Below are 16450 nucleotides of genomic sequence, written 5' to 3' on the forward strand. Positions count from 1 at the left end.
GAAAACTATTCACCCTCACTTTCGTCTGTTCTGATAGATTCTCATGATCGCAACAAGGATACAGGCTGTCCCACTTGCCAAAACGAGAAGGGTAATGATAATGTTGAGGATTTCAGGCGTACTCTCTATTCTGTTGACAAGACGGAGTAGAGATATAACTGCCAACTGAATCAGGAGTATTGATTCTACATTTACCAATGAAGTCTGTCGGTTCTTAACTGCATATAAAAAGGCTGGTAGCAAAACACAGGCTATAGCAATCACAAACAGGTTACTCCCTGTTTCTTCTCCCTTGTTCACCACGGAAATCATGAGAAGATTCGATGCTATAATCAACGTAGAACAGATGATAAAAAAGGATTTCTTATTCATATAGGATACCTCACAAACTAGAGTATATATTATTTTTGGTTTCTGAATGATATTCATTATTTTGGTAAGGAGAAAGTTCTTTGTTCAATTCAAGATGTTTCAATAACCATTCAAGATTTGGATGAAAATTTTTTAAAAATAGTACTATACTAAACTTGTCACATTTGCAACATAGCAAGAATCTATATTCGGAGGCAAGTAATCATGAAGAGTAAGATTTATTATATATCCAATATTTTTTATGGAATATTACTATTTTCTATTGGATTAACATCAAAAGTATTTATTTTTAGCAGTTTAATGTCCATAACTTTAATAACTCTATCTATAATAGGATTATTAAAAACTAAAAATAAAAAGTAGATATAGCAGAATTAGATTTCAAAAATTAGAACCCCCTCCCGATAGTTGATGATAGAGAAAATTATTTCATACAAGCAATTTACTGTAACTCAAAACTACTTTGATTAACTATTCAGCCATACAGACCGAGAAACAAGCACTCTCGGTCTTATTTTTTATCATTCTGTATGTATTATAGTAAACACCTGACGAAAGACTTGATCTTGACAGGTGGTATTGAGACTGGCATTGGGATAACTTTCCACAATCTTCATGACGGTATAGAGACCAACACCTCGGTCCTCCCCCTTAGAACTAACTCCAAAAGAGAAGATTTCAGAAACATCTATACTCTCTTCTTTGATGGAGTTTTCAATGATAAAGGTTTCCTGTACTCCATTTTTTATAAAGGCGATTGAGACATGAGGTTGACTAGCCTCTGCACTGGCTTCAATAGCATTGTCACAAAGGATAGACACAATGGTTAGAAAATCAAGTAGGCTCATCTCCTCGACCTGAATCTCCTCTGGAACTTCGACATTAAAGACAATGTTCTTATCTCTGGCTTTTAAAAATTTCCCTGCTAGGAGACTTTTGAGGGCTTTATCACGAATATTCACCAATCGGCCCAGGTCATATTTATTGTCCTGCAATTTTTCACTAGAATCCTTTAAGACCGAGTCATAGACCTCTTTTATCTGCTCCATATCCTCCTCTTCAATGCCCAGACGTAAGCTGGTCAAGAGGTTGGTGTAGTCATGGCGAAAACTCCGGACTTCCTTGTAAAGTTCCTCTATATGCCGACTATAGCGTTCCATATCTCTGTAGCGCAAGGCCTGCTCTTGGTCCAGTCTCTCATGGAGTTTGTTCTTCAAATAGGTATCCAATTTCTTGATAATCCCCATAAAAAAGAGTAGGTAAAAGACTAGGATGAGATGGCGAACAGTCTTTGATTGGATATTGTATGCATATTCAAAGTAAGACAGATTTTCCATGACTAGAAAGTAAGCCCCCATTATCCAGTTAATCTTAGTCAGGGACTGTTGAAAACCTTTATCTAGAATCTCCCTTCTCAAGTTAGTGAAATCATAGTCCAACCATTTCAAAAAGGCTAATACTATGGAGTAAACGAATATCATAATCAACAAAAAGAGAGGATTTCCATCTCCATCTACAATCCCTTGCCCCAAAAACGGAAACACAAAATAGGAAACACTTCTGTAAAAGATATCCATCAATACAATTGGAAAGAGACCATAAAAGAAAAGGAGTTTTTTAGGAAGCTCTCTTAACAATAAGAGAGATAAGCTGATGCCGAACAAGGGTTCTATAAAGTATGACAGATAGTCAGTCAAGACTAAAAATTTAAAAGTTGTAACAATTGCTGCTAGAAGAAATTTTAGAAGAAAGGCCTTAAAAATTCTATCGAAAGTGAGACTAATTCCATCTACCTTAAAGAACATGATAATTTCTAGCCCAATAATAGCTAGTGAATACAATATCATCCAAAAAATATACATAAATTCTCCTCACTCAGTGTAAGTTATTGATAGCCTCAGACACTTCCCTGACCTTATAACGCGCTATCATACAGCTTCCACCATTGGGAAAGAAAAGCAGTTTTTCTTTCTTATCCAAACGAACCACATTGGCAGGATTGATGAGAAAAGAGCGGTGGCACTGCAAGAGACGAGGCTCCTGCTTGAAAACCTCCTCTAGACTCGCTGTAAATTCCAACCTGTCTGTCTTGGTATAGAGGATAACACGATGGGCTCTGGGCGACGTTTCGAGATAGTAAACCTCTTTAAAAGGATATTGGAATTGGGCAAATTTTGATTTAAAATAAAAGCAATCTTCCGCCAGACTTTTACTGTCTTGACTATTTGCATAGAGGAGGGCTGTCTCGATACGAGATTCAAACTCCTCTGCTGACAAGGCCTTATCAATGTAGTCCAAAGCAGACACTTGGTAGCGAAAGGACAGGGGCATAAACTCCGAGTGAGTCGTCACAAAGACGATCAAGGCATAAGGATCCCGATCCCGAATCTTTCTAGCCACCTCTAGACCCTTCATCTCCTCATTTCGAATCTCAATATCCAAAAAGAATAGCTGATGGACTCCCTTCTCATGCACCTCTGCCAGCAGTTGATCTGACTTGCCAAAGACTTCAAAAGAGCTGGGAGTGATATGATGTACTTTCAAAAGTTTCTCAATCGTCGTTTCAATCCTAGCCTGTTGGGAAAAATCATCCTCTAAAACAAATATTCTCATCTTCTTACTCTCCTTGTTTCAATTTCTTCCTAAAAAGAGAATAGCAAAAATACTATGATACAAGCCCACCAAATCCTAAACAGGCCTTTAACGCTCCTGAAGGGTATCTTGTTCCTCAAATAAGCATGATAATCTTACAACTATTTTATCATAAAATCTTAACAGTACCATTCAGGAAATTTCAAGTACAATTAAAGATTTGAGGCTGAAAAAGGATATAAAAGTGATAGACTGACAGTATCAAAACACAGTTGCTAGAATCAAGACTGGCACCCAGATTAAAGGAGGAATTCTCATGACAGATACAGACCCCATCAAAAGAGCTCAGACTTTGATTACTGACTTAAACAAAGCCTATCAAGCATGCAAACAGGCAACCGCTGACGACGTCCGCTTTCAGGAGCAATTAAACTCTATTCTTGGCTTTCTAGCCAAGGCTGAGACAGTGGATAATCGAGTCTTGATTGAACTGGAAAAATTTTACCAGACTTCCAGCCTTCTCATGGGACTCAGTGCTCTCAATCCAGATGCTCCAACTCGCGCCGCTTGGCGGGCCTATGACCGCTTCCACTTTGACCAAGTCAAGACAAAGTTGAGTCTCTACGGACCAACCATTATCCTGTAGAAAATAAAAGAAGTTGAGACAAACTGCACTCAACTTCTTTTTTAGTTTCATATAGGCAATGTTAGTCCTGCATCTGACGTTTTACCTGATAAGGCAAATACAAGACTAGTAAAACCAAACCAGCGCCCAGCAAGGCTAGAAGGGGCAGTTTGTCTTGGAAGGTAATCAATCCGACAACTAATTCCACAAGTAAAACAAAACTGGTCAATCCTCGGACCACCGCCTGCAAGCCTTTTTCCTTTTGCCCCTTGTCCAGTGGAAAAAGTTGGGTCAAATACTGGTAGTCAAAGGCGTGATAGAGGGCCAGCAGCTGGAAGAGCAAGAGGTAGTTAAAGAGAACCACCACTGCTGTCGCAATCCAAGCTTGCTCGATAAAGACCTGCGCCAGTATGGAAAGCAAGAGCAGACGGAGACTGAGGGCAAAAAGGTCTCCATTTCGCAGATAAGAACGCAGATAGAGATTTTGCCAAATCTTTCCAGGCACCTTCTGAACAGACTTTAGGATAAAGTCTAGATAGGCACGACGCTTGACGCTGTTTGAAATTCCCTTGACCTGCGTAAAGAGGGCAAAGAAACGAAGTAAGACTTGCTTGCGCTTGCTTTCTTGGGAAATGACATAATCCCAGTCCAGTCCAGTTTCAGTAAAAAATTTGCTGGCCTTTTGACGAAAGAGGAAATATTTACCTACTCCCAATAAAAGCACATAAACCAGAAAAACTGGCAAGCCATACCCCATAGCTAAAAATAAGGGTGCAAATAACAGCAAGAAAAGTGTTTGGACAAAGAGCCAAAAGACTAGGGAAATGACCGTTTGACGCTTGAGATGGAGCTTGATTTCCTCTTCTCCAACCAAGAGAAAGAGCTTGTCTGGAGCCTCCATATAGGTGGCAATTCCACCCCAAAGCAAAAGTAAAACAGACGTAATTCCTACAAACAAAAGGATAGGCCAATGATTTTCAGGAAAATCTTGCAAGAGTTGACTGTACTGATAGGCTAGAAAGCCCAGCAGGACAAGCAGGAACAAGACAAAGTGGTCATTGAGAACATAGCGCAGATAACCAAGACACTCCTTACGAAAGGCCTGCTTTCTCTTTAAAAACAAGTCTTTCATAGCTCCTCCTCTTTGGTCAGAGCCAAGTAAATATCATTCAAACTAGCCTCAGGCATATCAAAGGCTTCACGCAGTTGCGAGAGATTTCCTTTGGCACGCACCTCACCCTTGTGGAGAATGACAAAGGCATCACACATCTTCTCCGCCGAATCCAGTACGTGGGTACTCATAAGAATGGACTTGCCCTTTTGCTTTTCCACTTCCAAAAGCTGAATCAAGTCCGCAATAGCCAGCGGATCGAGACCAAGGAAAGGCTCATCCACGATAAAGAGACTTGGATCCACCACAAAGGCACAGATAATCATGACCTTCTGCTTCATCCCTTTTGAAAAATGAACAGGGAACCAATCTAACTTCTGATCCAAACGAAACATTTTTAACAGAGGTTCTACACGTTCAAAAGCTAGATTTTGCTCAATACCATAAGCCATAGCGACTGTCTCGATATGTTCTCTGAGAGTCAATTCCTCGTACAAACTGGGAGTTTCAGGAATGTAGCCAATTTGCTTGCGGTAGCTAGTCGCATCTTCTTGCAGGGTCAGGCCATTGATATTGATGGAGCCACTATAAGGTGTCAACAGACCGATAATCTCATTGATCGTCGTCGATTTACCAGCACCATTGAGACCAATCAAACCGACCAACTGCCCACTTTCAACGGTAAAAGACACATCTTTCAAAACAGGGACATGGGCATAGCCACCTGTCAGGTTTTTAATTTCTAACATATTTTCTCCAAATCTGGTATAATGTAGCTATATTATATCAAAATTCAATACAGTAGAGGTAGATTTTATGTCAGATTGCATTTTTTGTAAAATCATCGCAGGAGAAATTCCTGCTTCAAAAGTATACGAAGATGAGCAGGTTCTTGCCTTCCTTGATATCTCTCAAGTGACACCAGGCCACACCTTGGTCGTACCTAAAGAACACTATCGCAATCTTTTGGAAATGGACGCTACTAGCGCCAGCCAACTCTTTGCCCAAGTACCAAAAGTGGCTCAAAAAGTCATGAAAGCTACCAAGGCTGCTGGTATGAATATCATTGCCAACTGTGAAGAAGTCGCTGGTCAAACAGTCTTTCATACCCACGTTCACCTTGTACCTCGCTACAGTGCGGACGATGACCTCAAGATTGATTTTATCGCCCACGAACCTGACTTTGACAAACTTGCCCAAGTCGCTGAAACCATCAAAAACGCCTAAGGAGTTGCCATGAAATTATCCAACCTACTGCTATTTGCAGGAGCTTCAGCCGGAAGTTATCTGGTCACAAAAAATCGTCAAGTCATCACAGATGAGGTCTTGAATACCACTGACCGCGTTCAAGCTATCAAAGACGATGTGGCCATTATCCAAAACAGCCTGCAAATCATCGAACAACAAAAAGAACTCATCAAGGAATACCAAGAAGACCTGACTTACAAGTTTAAGGTCTTAGAAAAAGATATCCATACTAGACTAGCTGTGATCAAAGAAACACAGGAAACTGAAGATAAGTAAAAAGAGCCCGACGGCTCTTTTTACTTTTATTCTCCTTCAAAGGCATCTTTAATATGGTCAAAGAATCCCTTTTTCTTTGGATTAACTTTTAAATCACCAGCAGCTGCGAATTCTTTAAGCGCTGCTTTTTGGCGGTCGTTCAAGCCTGTCGGTGTTACGACATTAACGGTAACATATTGGTCACCAACTGCACCACCACGAAGGCTCGGAGCTCCTTTTCCACGTAGACGGAACTTCTTACCAGTCTGAGTTCCCTCTGGGATTACCAATTCAACATCACCGTGAACCGTTGGGATATCAACTGTATCACCAAGAGCTGCTTGGACAAAGTTGAGGTTGAGATTGTAGAAGATAGTGGTTCCTTCACGTTCAAACTTGTCGCTAGCTTCCACAGAAACCACTACATACAAGTCACCATAAGGTCCACCATTAAAGCCAGCTTCACCTTGACCTGCTAAGCGAATTTGTTGACCGGTTTCCACACCAGCAGGGATTTTTACATGTACACTATGGGCTTGTTTTTCATGACCTGTTCCGTGACAAGTTGTACATGGATCTTTGATTTCTTTTCCGCGACCATGACAGACATCACAGGTTACTTGGCGACGCATCATACCAAGCGGAGTCTGCGTATCGACGTTAATGACACCAGCGCCATGACAGCGTCCACAAGTAACTGGACTTGTTCCTGGCTTAGCACCAGAGCCATTACATGTACTACAGCTAGCTTCGCGATTGTACTTAACCTCTTTTTCAGCTCCAAAAATAGCTTCTTCAAAGGTCAAATTCACACGATACTGGAGGTCATCCCCTTGACGAGGAGCATTTGGATTGCGTGAAGCACCGCCTCCGCCAAAGAAACTTGAGAAAATATCCTCAAAACCACCGAAGCCACCTGCCCCGTCGAAACCGCCGAAACCGCCAGCACCACCAAAACCGCCATTGGCACCCGCAGCACCATATTGGTCATAGGCCGCACGTTTTTGGTCGTCACTCAAAGTCTCATAGGCTTCCTGAACTTCCTTGTACTTTTCCTCAGCACCAGGCTCCTTGTTGATATCTGGGTGATATTTTTTCGAAAGCTTACGATAAGCCTTTTTGATCTCGTCTGCTGAAGCGTTTTTTGACACCCCCAGACGATCATAAAATTCAGTATTGTTCATACAAGATACCAAGACCGTAAAATTCGACTGAAAAATAGGAAATCTGACGCTGGAGCGATGCTCCTAGGCAGATTTATCTTTTTTCCGAGAATTTAGGTCGGGTTCAATTCCTTTCTTTTATATTGAGTAAGAAATTTGGGAACCCGTGTTCAATTCCCTGAACACTCTTTGTTCCTCTCTATAATTTTTATGTAAATCTTTAGAGGCTGTTTTCTATACTCTGCTTCACTTGATCAAACTCTTCATCTGATAGAGTAAATATCAAATCCTCTTCAGCATACTCGTTCTGTTCTTTAAAATAGTTGTCCGTATTCTCTGCCAACCCTAAACCGAAAATCACTTTTCTTGCAAACTCTTGATGTGCAAAACCGATAGCCGTAATGATTTGTTTATCTTGGACAAGAACTTTCGGTCGGAAATTCTCACGTGGAAGAAATTCAAAATAGTCAAAGAAGTTTTGCCAAATTCCACCTGTAAATTTCGTATCGTTCAACAAGCCTGCTTTCGCCAATAAAAGGGGCGCTGAAGAAATAGCTGCAATTAGGATATCTTGCTCATTAAGACTTCTCAAAAACGAGATCAATTTCTCATCTTGTAGAGCAGGACCTATATTTACCATTCCTGGCAAAATCACACAAGAATAATCTTCTATACGGATTTGATCCAATGTTTTCGTCGGTTGACAGGGCAAACCATCCTCAGAGACCACCATCAAATGATCTGAAGCTACATAATCAATCGTGATATCAAAAGACAGAGCTAAAGTACTCGTTAAAGCGGTTATTTCATAAAGAGAAAAATTAGGATAAATGATACAAAGTACTTTTTTCATACGCAACATCCTCTATTTTACCGAAAAACAGAGGCTGGGTTGCAACCTCTGGATTTCTTCTTATCATTGTTAACATTCTTAACGAGTTAGGCTTAACTGAGTTTCGGCTAAAAACTTCGGAAAAAAGATAAGCCATCTTTTGTGCATCGCACAAGGCGATGGCTTCCTATTTTTCTTTCGTTTTCTTAACGCCTCAACATCTTATTTTTCCGTAAACTCACCATCTACGACGTCATCGCCTGCGTTTCCTGTTGCTTGTGCGCCTTCTGCTCCTGCTTGAGCTTGTTGAGCTGCTGCGGCTTGTTCGTAGAGTTTGACAGCAAGTCCTTGAGCTTTTTCGTTCAATGCTTCAAGTTTCGCTTTCATTTCGTCCAAGTTGTTGTCTTCTTGGGCTTTCTTAAGCTCATCAAGGGCAGCTTGGGCAGCGTCACGTTCTGCATCGAAACCTTTACCTTCAGTTTCCTTGATTGTCTTTTCAGTCGCAAAGATAGCTTGGTCTACTTCGTTACGAAGGTCTACTTCTTCTTTACGTTTCTTATCTGCTTCAGCGTTTGCTTCTGCATCTTTCATCATGCGGTCGATTTCTTCGTCAGTCAAACCTGAGTTCGATTGGATAACGATTGTTTGTTCTTTTTGAGTTCCAAGGTCTTTGGCCTTAACAGACACGATACCGTTCTTGTCGATGTCAAATGTTACTTCGATTTGAGGAATTCCACGAGGTGCAGCTGGAATATCAGTCAATTGGAAACGTCCAAGAGTCTTGTTATCTGCTGCCATTGGGCGTTCACCTTGAAGAACGTGGATATCAACAGCTGGTTGGTTGTCTGCTGCTGTTGAGAAGACTTGTGATTTAGATGTTGGAATAGTTGTGTTACGGTCGATGAGTTTTGTGAAGACACCACCCATTGTTTCGATACCAAGTGACAATGGTGTTACGTCAAGAAGGACAACGTCTTTGACATCACCAGTAATGACACCACCTTGGATAGCAGCACCCATAGCAACAACTTCATCAGGATTTACTGATTTGTTTGGTTCTTTACCAGTTTCAGCCTTAACAGCTTCCACGACGGCAGGGATACGAGTTGAACCACCGACAAGGATCACTTCGTCGATATCTGACAAGCTCAAACCAGCATCTGAAAGGGCTTGACGAACTGGAACTTTTGTACGTTCTACAAGGTCACGAGTCAAATCATCGAATTTCGCACGAGTCAAAGTCACTTCCAAGTGAAGAGGTCCAGCCTCACCAGCAGTGATGAATGGCAAGCTGATTTGAGTTGAAGTTACACCAGAAAGATCTTTCTTAGCTTTTTCAGCTGCGTCTTTCAAACGTTGAAGAGCCATCTTGTCATTTGACAAGTCGATGCCGTTTTCTTTCTTGAATTCTGCTACTAAGTAGTCGATGATTTTTTGGTCAAAGTCGTCACCACCGAGTTTGTTATCCCCTGCAGTTGCCAATACATCAAAGACACCATCACCCAATTCAAGGATAGATACGTCAAATGTACCACCACCAAGGTCAAATACCAAGATTTTTTCTTCTTTGTCAGTCTTGTCCAAACCGTAAGCAAGAGCGGCTGCAGTTGGTTCGTTGACGATACGTTCTACTTCAAGACCAGCGATTTTACCAGCGTCTTTTGTTGCTTGACGTTGAGCATCGTTGAAGTAAGCTGGAACTGTGATAACTGCTTTAGTTACTTTTTCGCCAAGGTAGTCTTCAGCATAACCTTTCAAATATTGAAGAATCATAGCTGAGATTTCTTGTGGAGTGTATTCTTTTCCGATTGCAGAAACTTTTTCAGAAGTACCCATCTTAGATTTGATAGAGATAACTGTATCTGGATTTGTTACTGCTTGACGTTTTGCAGCATCACCAACGATGATTTCTCCGTTTTTGAATGAGACTACAGATGGAGTTGTACGGTTACCTTCTGGGTTTGCGATGATTTTGCTTTCAGTTCCTTCAAGAACTGCAACTGCTGAGTTTGTTGTACCTAAGTCAATACCGATAATTTTAGACATAATAATGATACCAAGAACGCCGAAAATGCGACTGAAAATTAGGAAACCAACGAAGCATTCGATGAATGCTAGGCGGTTTATCTATTTTCCGAGCATTTCGTTCGGGTTCAAATCCTTTCTTAATTCCTCTTTAATATTTTTTTCTATTTTTTATATTTCCCTTAAGTGGTGGGGACGTGAGCAACTCCCTTCGGGATTTCATCACTTATTTTTGAGCCTATTGTCTCAAAAATCCCCTGTTTCAGTAGATTTTGCTACTGAAACTTTCACCACGATGGGAAATATCTTCCTTGCAAGCCTCCGGCTTGCCTCTTATCTTTCTTCATAGTTTATTGTCGTTTCGGACAAGTTTTCTATTATGTAAATTGCGACACGAGGAGTCGAAATCGATTTTATTTCGACGACGAGTTAGTAAGGAGGCTAGGCAAACGCCATAGCGATTGCCGTTTTCTGACGAGTTGCTTTAGCCACCGTCAGAATTGCCTAATTATACACCACTACCATTGCTGGGCGTAGGATACGATCATGGAGTTTGTAGCCTTTTTGGAAGACTTGGGCGATGGTATCTGCTGGGTGTTCATCGTCTGCTGGGAGAGTTTGGATGGCCATATGGTAGTTATGGTCAAATTCTCCGTCCGCTACGATTTCTTCGATTCCTTCTTCTTTCAAAGCATGAATCAAACTTTCTTGCACCATTTCCAAGCCCTTTTTCACATCATCTGTCAATCCTTCAACTGCAAGGGCACGCTCAAGGTTATCCAAAGAAGGGAGAATCGCTTTTGCCAAGTCTTGGCTACGATAACGTTGCAAGTTTTGACGCTCTTCATTGGCACGGCGTTGGATATTTTGCATTTCCGCATGAGCGCGAAGGTATTTGTTTTCGAACTCATCTGCACGTTCATTTGCCAAGTTCAATTCAGATTTCTCAGGAGTTGTTTCTTCTACCGTTTCCACAACTTCCTCTTCTTGAACTTCTTCTACTTCTTCATTTTTTATATCTTGGGCCATTTTCGCCTCCTTTAATGATTTCAATCTTAATGTACTTCGTAATGATTACTGCTGAGGTAGCGGTAAAAATCTGTCAACTTCATCGTCAAAACACGGTTGACTACATTGACTTGGTTGATTAGCTGTTGGTAATCCAGATTGACCGGACCGATAATGGCTAGAATTCCAACTCCCCGATAAGGAATAAGAAACTTGCTACTAATCACAGCTAAGTCAGCCAGACAGGACTCTTGACTGTCTGCAACACGGACATTTTGCATCTGATCCTCATGCAGCCCCTCACGAATTTCCAAGGCCACCTTTTGCGGTTGGTCAAAGAACTGATAGGCTGCTAGATTAGCAAAATTCAAGAGATTGACCTTGCCCGCCACCACAATGTTTTCGTTAAACATTTCCTTAAAAATGTGTTCAAAGAGATCGATGACATTGTCCGTTGTTGTAAAGTAACGCTGGATAATCTGCGGAATCTCCGTCCGAATCTTGTAGTGAATATCTAGAACGGTGTGGCCGAGGAAACGTTCCTGAATGATGCTCTTCAGTTTCAGCAAATCCTCCTGCAAGAAGTTCCTTGGGATCAGAAACTGACTAGTAACCGTTCGCGACTCGTCTAGGGTGAATACTGCCAAGGCTGTATGTTGCCCCAAAACAACGATATCAAAGGCTGTCAGGCGTTGCCTGCTCGGCTCAACATCCAGTGCTACTACCGTACAGCCACTCAGATCTGTCAGTAGATTGGCAGCCTCTTGAAGAATATCCTCAAGCTTGAAGAACTCTTGATCAAAGGCTTTTACAATCTCATAAACTTGATTCTCAGCCAAACGGTCAAAATCCAGTGAATGTTTCACATAGTACTGAAAACCAGCAACACTTGGCATCCGACCACTTGAAGTATGAGCCTTCTCAAGCAAACCTTGCTTTTCTAGAGCTGCCATTTCATTACGAATAGTTGCACTGCTAGAGTTAATAGACTCTTGCAAGGCTTTGGATCCGACAGGTTCGTGCGTTTTGGTAAAGATGTCAATAATCAGATTTAAAATATCCTGCTGACGCTCTGTGACCATCCCATCACTCCTCTCTGTCTGATCAATTAGCACTCGATACACCCAAGTGCTAACTTATGATTCTATTATACACCCTTAAAAGAGAATGTCAAGACAAAAACTCAAAAAATTAGCACTCTTTTATCAAGAGTGCTAAAAATCAGTCTAAAGACCTAGAAGCTTACTGCTCATCTACTCGGTATTTCTTTTTTAGTCTGAAATAACCATAGATTAGATAAGAAAACAGTAAAGCATATAAAACAAAAATAATGAAGAAAGACATAGAAAGATCTTCTTTAAATAAACTCATACAAACAACGAGACCACCTAAGAAAGCCGCTGTACATAAACGAAGTCTATATTGTATAACTGCCCATCTGAACCCCTTACTTATATAGACTTGATCCTCCGGAAGTAAATCAGAAGATGATTTACGCAAAAGTGAACAGAAACCTATCTCTATCAATTCCCAACCTCTATTTCGAAAATCATGCAGTTCATGCTTATACTTTTTAAGAAATCTAGAATCATAGATACGGTAGATGATATCGTCCGGTTGACATTGGTCAAAATAGAAAAAACCAAAACGATTTCTACTATATTTCCAACCTTTTAAATGCATCTCATGTAAATATTCTTCTTTCTTGTCCAAATCAAGAATAGTGAAGATCCGAAATTGTAGTTTGCTTTTCATTGTTTGACCTCCAAACTAGAAAACATTCATGCTTTTATTTATCAGATAATTCTTTCCACTTTTGAAACAATCTCCAAAGAATATAAGAAATCTGAATCGCATGAATTATCAATAAAACAAAATCTATTAAGACAAGCAAAAACAATTCCCAACTGAAAGAACTACCTCCACTGACAAACTGTGAGAAAACCGGTAGCAGAGCCGAAAAGATAAGCAAAAAGAGAAGCAAAATAGGAAGCATCCGCGTTGTTAAAATCCGTTTGACCATATCCAACTTGCCGGTCGCATCATTATAAATTTCAAACTCTGCATCCGACTCAATTCCAGAATGAAGCTTTCTAAAGTAGGAAAACCCATTAAAGTCTGTAATATGCTCCCAGCCACAGTCTTTAAATAGTTGTAAATAGGAGGCCCTCTCTGATTTTTTCATGGGATAAATGTCCAACTGATAAGACACCTGCTCCGGTTTGCACTTTTCAAAAGTATACTTAACCGCAATTACTAAGCTAGAGTAGCTTGCTTTCTTAAGTTTCCATCCCTCGGCATGCATTTTTCTAAGATATAAAGCTTCTCTATCATAATCCGCAATTGTAAAAATTCGATAAACAATTTTCTTTTCCATCATCCTTCCTCCCGACTGTTTCTATAGAGCCGTTCAATACGTTTCAATTCAATATCTAATACTTTGCGTCCCAAGTCTGTAATCTGATAGATTTTCCGTTTTTCCTCCTCTCGGACAAAGGAAATCAAACCATCCTTTTCCATTTTTGACAAGGTTCCATACATAGTTCCAGGACTAATCAAGACTTGCGAATCTGTCATTTCCTTGACCTTTTGTGTAATACTATAACCATGACGTTCCTTTTGCAGACAGAACAAGATATAAAAGCCCGTTTCCGTCATCGGAAGATAAACTCGACGAATCTTATCCGTTAATTCCATTTATAACCATCTCCTATCTTAGTTCGATATATCGCACTTCGTTATATAGAATATATCACACCTCGATATAAAATGCAATAAAAAAGACCGCCCTCAGGCAATCTTTCTTCTATATTAGTAAAGATCTAAATAATTATCAATTTCCCATTGTGAAACAAAGGTTGCGTAGCTTGCCCATTCGATTCGTTTAGCTTCAAGGAAGCTTGTGTAGATGTGATCTCCTAGGGCAGCCTTAACCACCTCATCCTCAGTCAAAGCCTTCAAAGCGTTGTGAAGAGTTGATGGAAGGTCCGTAATACCAGCTTCCTTACGCTCTTCTGCTGTCATGATGTAGATATTTTCTTCGATAGGAGCTGGTGCTTCGATTTTGTTTTCAATACCATGCAAACCAACTTCCAAAAGAACTGCCATAGCGATGTACGGGTTAGCCATTGGATCCACTGAACGCAACTCAAGACGAGTTCCCATACCACGTGAAGCAGGCACGCGCACAAGTGGCGAACGGTTACGACCAGCCCATGCAATGTAAACAGGCGCTTCATAGCCTGGAACCAAACGTTTGTATGAGTTAACTGTTGGGTTGGTAATAGCTGTAAAGTTGTAAGCGTGCTTGATCAAACCGCCAAGGAAATGGTAAGCTGTTTCTGACAACTGCATTCCTTTTGGATCATTTGGATCAAAGAAGGCGTTATTGCCTTCTGCATCAAACAAGGACATATTACAGTGCATACCTGATCCAGCAATACCAAATTTTGGTTTGGCCATAAAGGTTGCGTAAAGCCCATGTTTGCGAGCAATGGTTTTAACAACAAGTTTAAAAATTTGAATCTTATCACAAGCACGGAGGACTTCATCGTACTTAAAGTCAATCTCATGTTGTCCAACCGCAACCTCGTGGTGACTCGCTTCTACTTCAAATCCCATTTTGGTCAAGACATTCACGATTTCACGACGTGTATTGTCCGCAAGGTCCGTAGGTGCCAAATCAAAGTAGCCACCCTTGTCATTCACTTCAAGTGTTGGGTCTCCATTTTCATCCAATTTAAATAGGAAGAATTCTGGCTCTGGTCCAAGGTTAAAGGATTTGAATCCTACTTCTTCCATGTGACGAAGAGCACGTTTGAGATTACCACGAGGGTCACCTGCAAATGGTTCACCTTCTGTTGTATAGACATCACAGATCAAACCTGCAACACTTCCATTTTCATCTCCCCAAGGGAAGACTGTCCATGTATCTAAGTCAGGGTACAAGTACATATCTGATTCATTGATACGTACAAAACCTTCAATGGAAGATCCATCAAACATAGCCTTATTTGACAAGACCTTATCTAACTGTTCATCTGTAGCAGGAATTTCGACGTTTTTCATGGTTCCCAAAATATCTGAGAACATGAGACGGATAAAGGTAACATTTTTTTCCTTGACTTCACGACGAATATCTGCAGCTGTGATTGGCATGAGTTTTCTCCTTAATGTATGACTACTTGCGGTTGCCTAACCGCGACCAAAAGGTGACCGTACTGAAGCAAAGCGACCTTGTTGGAGGAGTTCATTGTGAAGTGCACGACGCACCTCAGTCTGACTCACCGCTTTCTTGGATTTCGCTTCACGTTCAGCATATTTTTTCTTAATGGCAGCGATATTATAACCTTCAGAGATATAATCTTTGATTTCAAGTAGACGATCCATGTCATTCAAAGAATACATGCGACGGTTCCCTTCGTTTCGATCAGGCTTGATTAACTCTTGATCTTCATAATAACGAATCTGACGCGCCGATAGGTCGGTCAACTTCATAACACTGCCGATAGGAAAAACAGCCATATTTCGGCGAAATTCTTTTTCCTTCATTTACAATTTCCTTCTTTCTGTCTATTATAGTCTAAAAAAAGACAAACGTCAATTGATAATGTTATAAAATGTAACATTATTTTTCTTTTTTCTCTAAAAAGAGACGAATACGATCAATATCGTAATTTACGAGAATTGCGACAAAAACTCCCATGAAAGTTTCTGATACACGCGCAAACACGTACAAAATCGTTTCTCCACTCGGAATTGACAGGGTAATGATTAACATAGCCGCTACACCGCCAATAACACCTGCTTTGTTATTCATGGCTACATTTGTCATAATGGTTAACATGGTGCAGATTGGGACAACTACCAAGGTCACCCAAAAAGCCTCGTGGAAAAAGGTATTTAATAGGAAGAAGAGGAGGGCATAAAAGCCACCAATACTATTTCCTAGAATACGCGAAGTCCCAAAATGGACACTCTTATCAAAACTCTCCCTCAGGCTAAAAACAGCTGTCAAAGCACCTATTTGAAGACCTTTCCAGCCAAAAAAACCAAAAATCAAGAGAACTAGAAAAACAGCAATACCTGTTTTAAAGGTTCGCATACCAAGTTTGAACTGGGATTTATCGAATTTATATTTTTTAAAATAACTCATAATCTCAACTTTCTATTTCCATTTTATCATAAATTGGCTGATTTTATGATGAATAGTTGAGAGG

At 40.5% G+C, this 16450-nt stretch carries 18 protein-coding genes; 3 read left to right on the top strand and 15 right to left on the bottom strand.

Annotation, left to right across the window (positions count from 1 at the left end):
- Window positions 1-893: 893 nt before the first annotated feature.
- Together M1F37_RS04920 and M1F37_RS04925 are read right to left on the bottom strand one after the other, a co-directional pair.
- Entirely contained in the window at window positions 894-2234 is a 1341-nt protein-coding gene (locus tag M1F37_RS04920; RefSeq protein WP_247934958.1) for a sensor histidine kinase, read from the bottom strand.
- A 13-nt stretch (window positions 2235-2247) separates the two neighbouring features.
- Window positions 2248-2985, bottom strand: a complete 738-nt coding sequence (locus M1F37_RS04925; protein ID WP_247934959.1) for a response regulator transcription factor — start codon at window positions 2983-2985, stop codon at window positions 2248-2250.
- 295 nt (window positions 2986-3280) lie between these two features.
- Here M1F37_RS04925 and M1F37_RS04930 point away from each other — a divergent pair, with 295 nt between their 5' ends.
- Window positions 3281-3610 (top strand): hypothetical protein, encoded by a 330-nt coding sequence (locus M1F37_RS04930; RefSeq protein ID WP_004257513.1) that lies wholly within the window; start codon window positions 3281-3283, stop codon window positions 3608-3610.
- 61 nt (window positions 3611-3671) lie between these two features.
- Here the strand turns inward: M1F37_RS04930 and M1F37_RS04935 are convergent, their stop codons facing one another.
- Window positions 3672-4721 (bottom strand): ABC transporter permease, encoded by a 1050-nt coding sequence (locus tag M1F37_RS04935; RefSeq protein WP_247934960.1) that lies wholly within the window; start codon window positions 4719-4721, stop codon window positions 3672-3674.
- Window positions 4718-5449, bottom strand: a complete 732-nt coding sequence (locus M1F37_RS04940; protein WP_247934961.1) for an ABC transporter ATP-binding protein — start codon at window positions 5447-5449, stop codon at window positions 4718-4720. Before M1F37_RS04940 ends, M1F37_RS04935 begins: the two co-directional genes overlap by 4 nt.
- 67 nt (window positions 5450-5516) lie before the next feature.
- On the opposite strand from M1F37_RS04940, the gene M1F37_RS04945 reads away from it, so the two are divergent.
- Entirely contained in the window at window positions 5517-5927 is a 411-nt protein-coding gene (locus tag M1F37_RS04945) for an HIT family protein (RefSeq protein ID WP_001278320.1), read from the top strand.
- Between the two features lie 9 nt (window positions 5928-5936).
- A complete protein-coding gene (locus M1F37_RS04950) occupies window positions 5937-6224 on the top strand; it encodes a hypothetical protein (RefSeq protein ID WP_247934962.1) in 288 nt (95 codons plus the stop codon).
- Between the two features lie 26 nt (window positions 6225-6250).
- Here M1F37_RS04950 and dnaJ read toward each other — a convergent pair whose 3' ends face one another.
- The 11 genes from dnaJ to M1F37_RS05005 form a co-directional block, all read right to left on the bottom strand.
- On the bottom strand, window positions 6251-7387 hold the full coding sequence (gene dnaJ / locus M1F37_RS04955) for a molecular chaperone DnaJ (RefSeq protein ID WP_001066308.1): 1137 nt from the start codon (window positions 7385-7387) through the stop codon (window positions 6251-6253).
- A gap of 199 nt (window positions 7388-7586) precedes the next feature.
- Window positions 7587-8219 carry a DJ-1/PfpI family protein gene (locus M1F37_RS04960; RefSeq protein WP_247934963.1) on the bottom strand — a complete coding sequence of 211 codons (633 nt, stop codon included), beginning with the start codon at window positions 8217-8219 and terminating at the stop codon, window positions 7587-7589.
- A 201-nt stretch (window positions 8220-8420) separates the two neighbouring features.
- Window positions 8421-10244 carry a molecular chaperone DnaK gene (gene dnaK, locus M1F37_RS04965; RefSeq protein WP_247934964.1) on the bottom strand — a complete coding sequence of 608 codons (1824 nt, stop codon included), beginning with the start codon at window positions 10242-10244 and terminating at the stop codon, window positions 8421-8423.
- A 483-nt stretch (window positions 10245-10727) separates the two neighbouring features.
- The gene (grpE, locus tag M1F37_RS04970; RefSeq protein WP_247934965.1) at window positions 10728-11252 is read right to left on the bottom strand and encodes a nucleotide exchange factor GrpE; all 525 of its coding nucleotides are present in this window, start codon (window positions 11250-11252) and stop codon (window positions 10728-10730) included.
- Window positions 11253-11278: 26 nt separating this feature from the next.
- On the bottom strand, window positions 11279-12313 hold the full coding sequence (gene hrcA, locus M1F37_RS04975) for a heat-inducible transcriptional repressor HrcA (protein ID WP_247934966.1): 1035 nt from the start codon (window positions 12311-12313) through the stop codon (window positions 11279-11281).
- 160 nt (window positions 12314-12473) lie between these two features.
- Window positions 12474-12986 carry a DUF2812 domain-containing protein gene (locus M1F37_RS04980; protein ID WP_247934967.1) on the bottom strand — a complete coding sequence of 171 codons (513 nt, stop codon included), beginning with the start codon at window positions 12984-12986 and terminating at the stop codon, window positions 12474-12476.
- Between the two features lie 34 nt (window positions 12987-13020).
- Window positions 13021-13608: a DUF2812 domain-containing protein gene (locus tag M1F37_RS10075; RefSeq protein ID WP_348771860.1), complete on the bottom strand. Its 588-nt coding sequence runs from the start codon at window positions 13606-13608 to the stop codon at window positions 13021-13023.
- The gene (locus tag M1F37_RS04990) at window positions 13608-13928 is read right to left on the bottom strand and encodes a PadR family transcriptional regulator (RefSeq protein ID WP_247934968.1); all 321 of its coding nucleotides are present in this window, start codon (window positions 13926-13928) and stop codon (window positions 13608-13610) included. Before M1F37_RS04990 ends, M1F37_RS10075 begins: the two co-directional genes overlap by 1 nt.
- Before the next feature lie 114 nt (window positions 13929-14042).
- Window positions 14043-15389: a type I glutamate--ammonia ligase gene (glnA, locus tag M1F37_RS04995; RefSeq protein WP_247934969.1), complete on the bottom strand. Its 1347-nt coding sequence runs from the start codon at window positions 15387-15389 to the stop codon at window positions 14043-14045.
- Between the two features lie 36 nt (window positions 15390-15425).
- Window positions 15426-15782: a transcriptional repressor GlnR gene (glnR, locus tag M1F37_RS05000; protein WP_000659548.1), complete on the bottom strand. Its 357-nt coding sequence runs from the start codon at window positions 15780-15782 to the stop codon at window positions 15426-15428.
- A gap of 76 nt (window positions 15783-15858) precedes the next feature.
- The gene (locus M1F37_RS05005; RefSeq protein WP_247934970.1) at window positions 15859-16386 is read right to left on the bottom strand and encodes an FUSC family protein; all 528 of its coding nucleotides are present in this window, start codon (window positions 16384-16386) and stop codon (window positions 15859-15861) included.
- Window positions 16387-16450: the final 64 nt, after the last annotated feature.

This window comes from Streptococcus mitis (genome assembly GCF_023109105.1).
GTDB lineage: Bacteria > Bacillota > Bacilli > Lactobacillales > Streptococcaceae > Streptococcus > Streptococcus mitis_BW.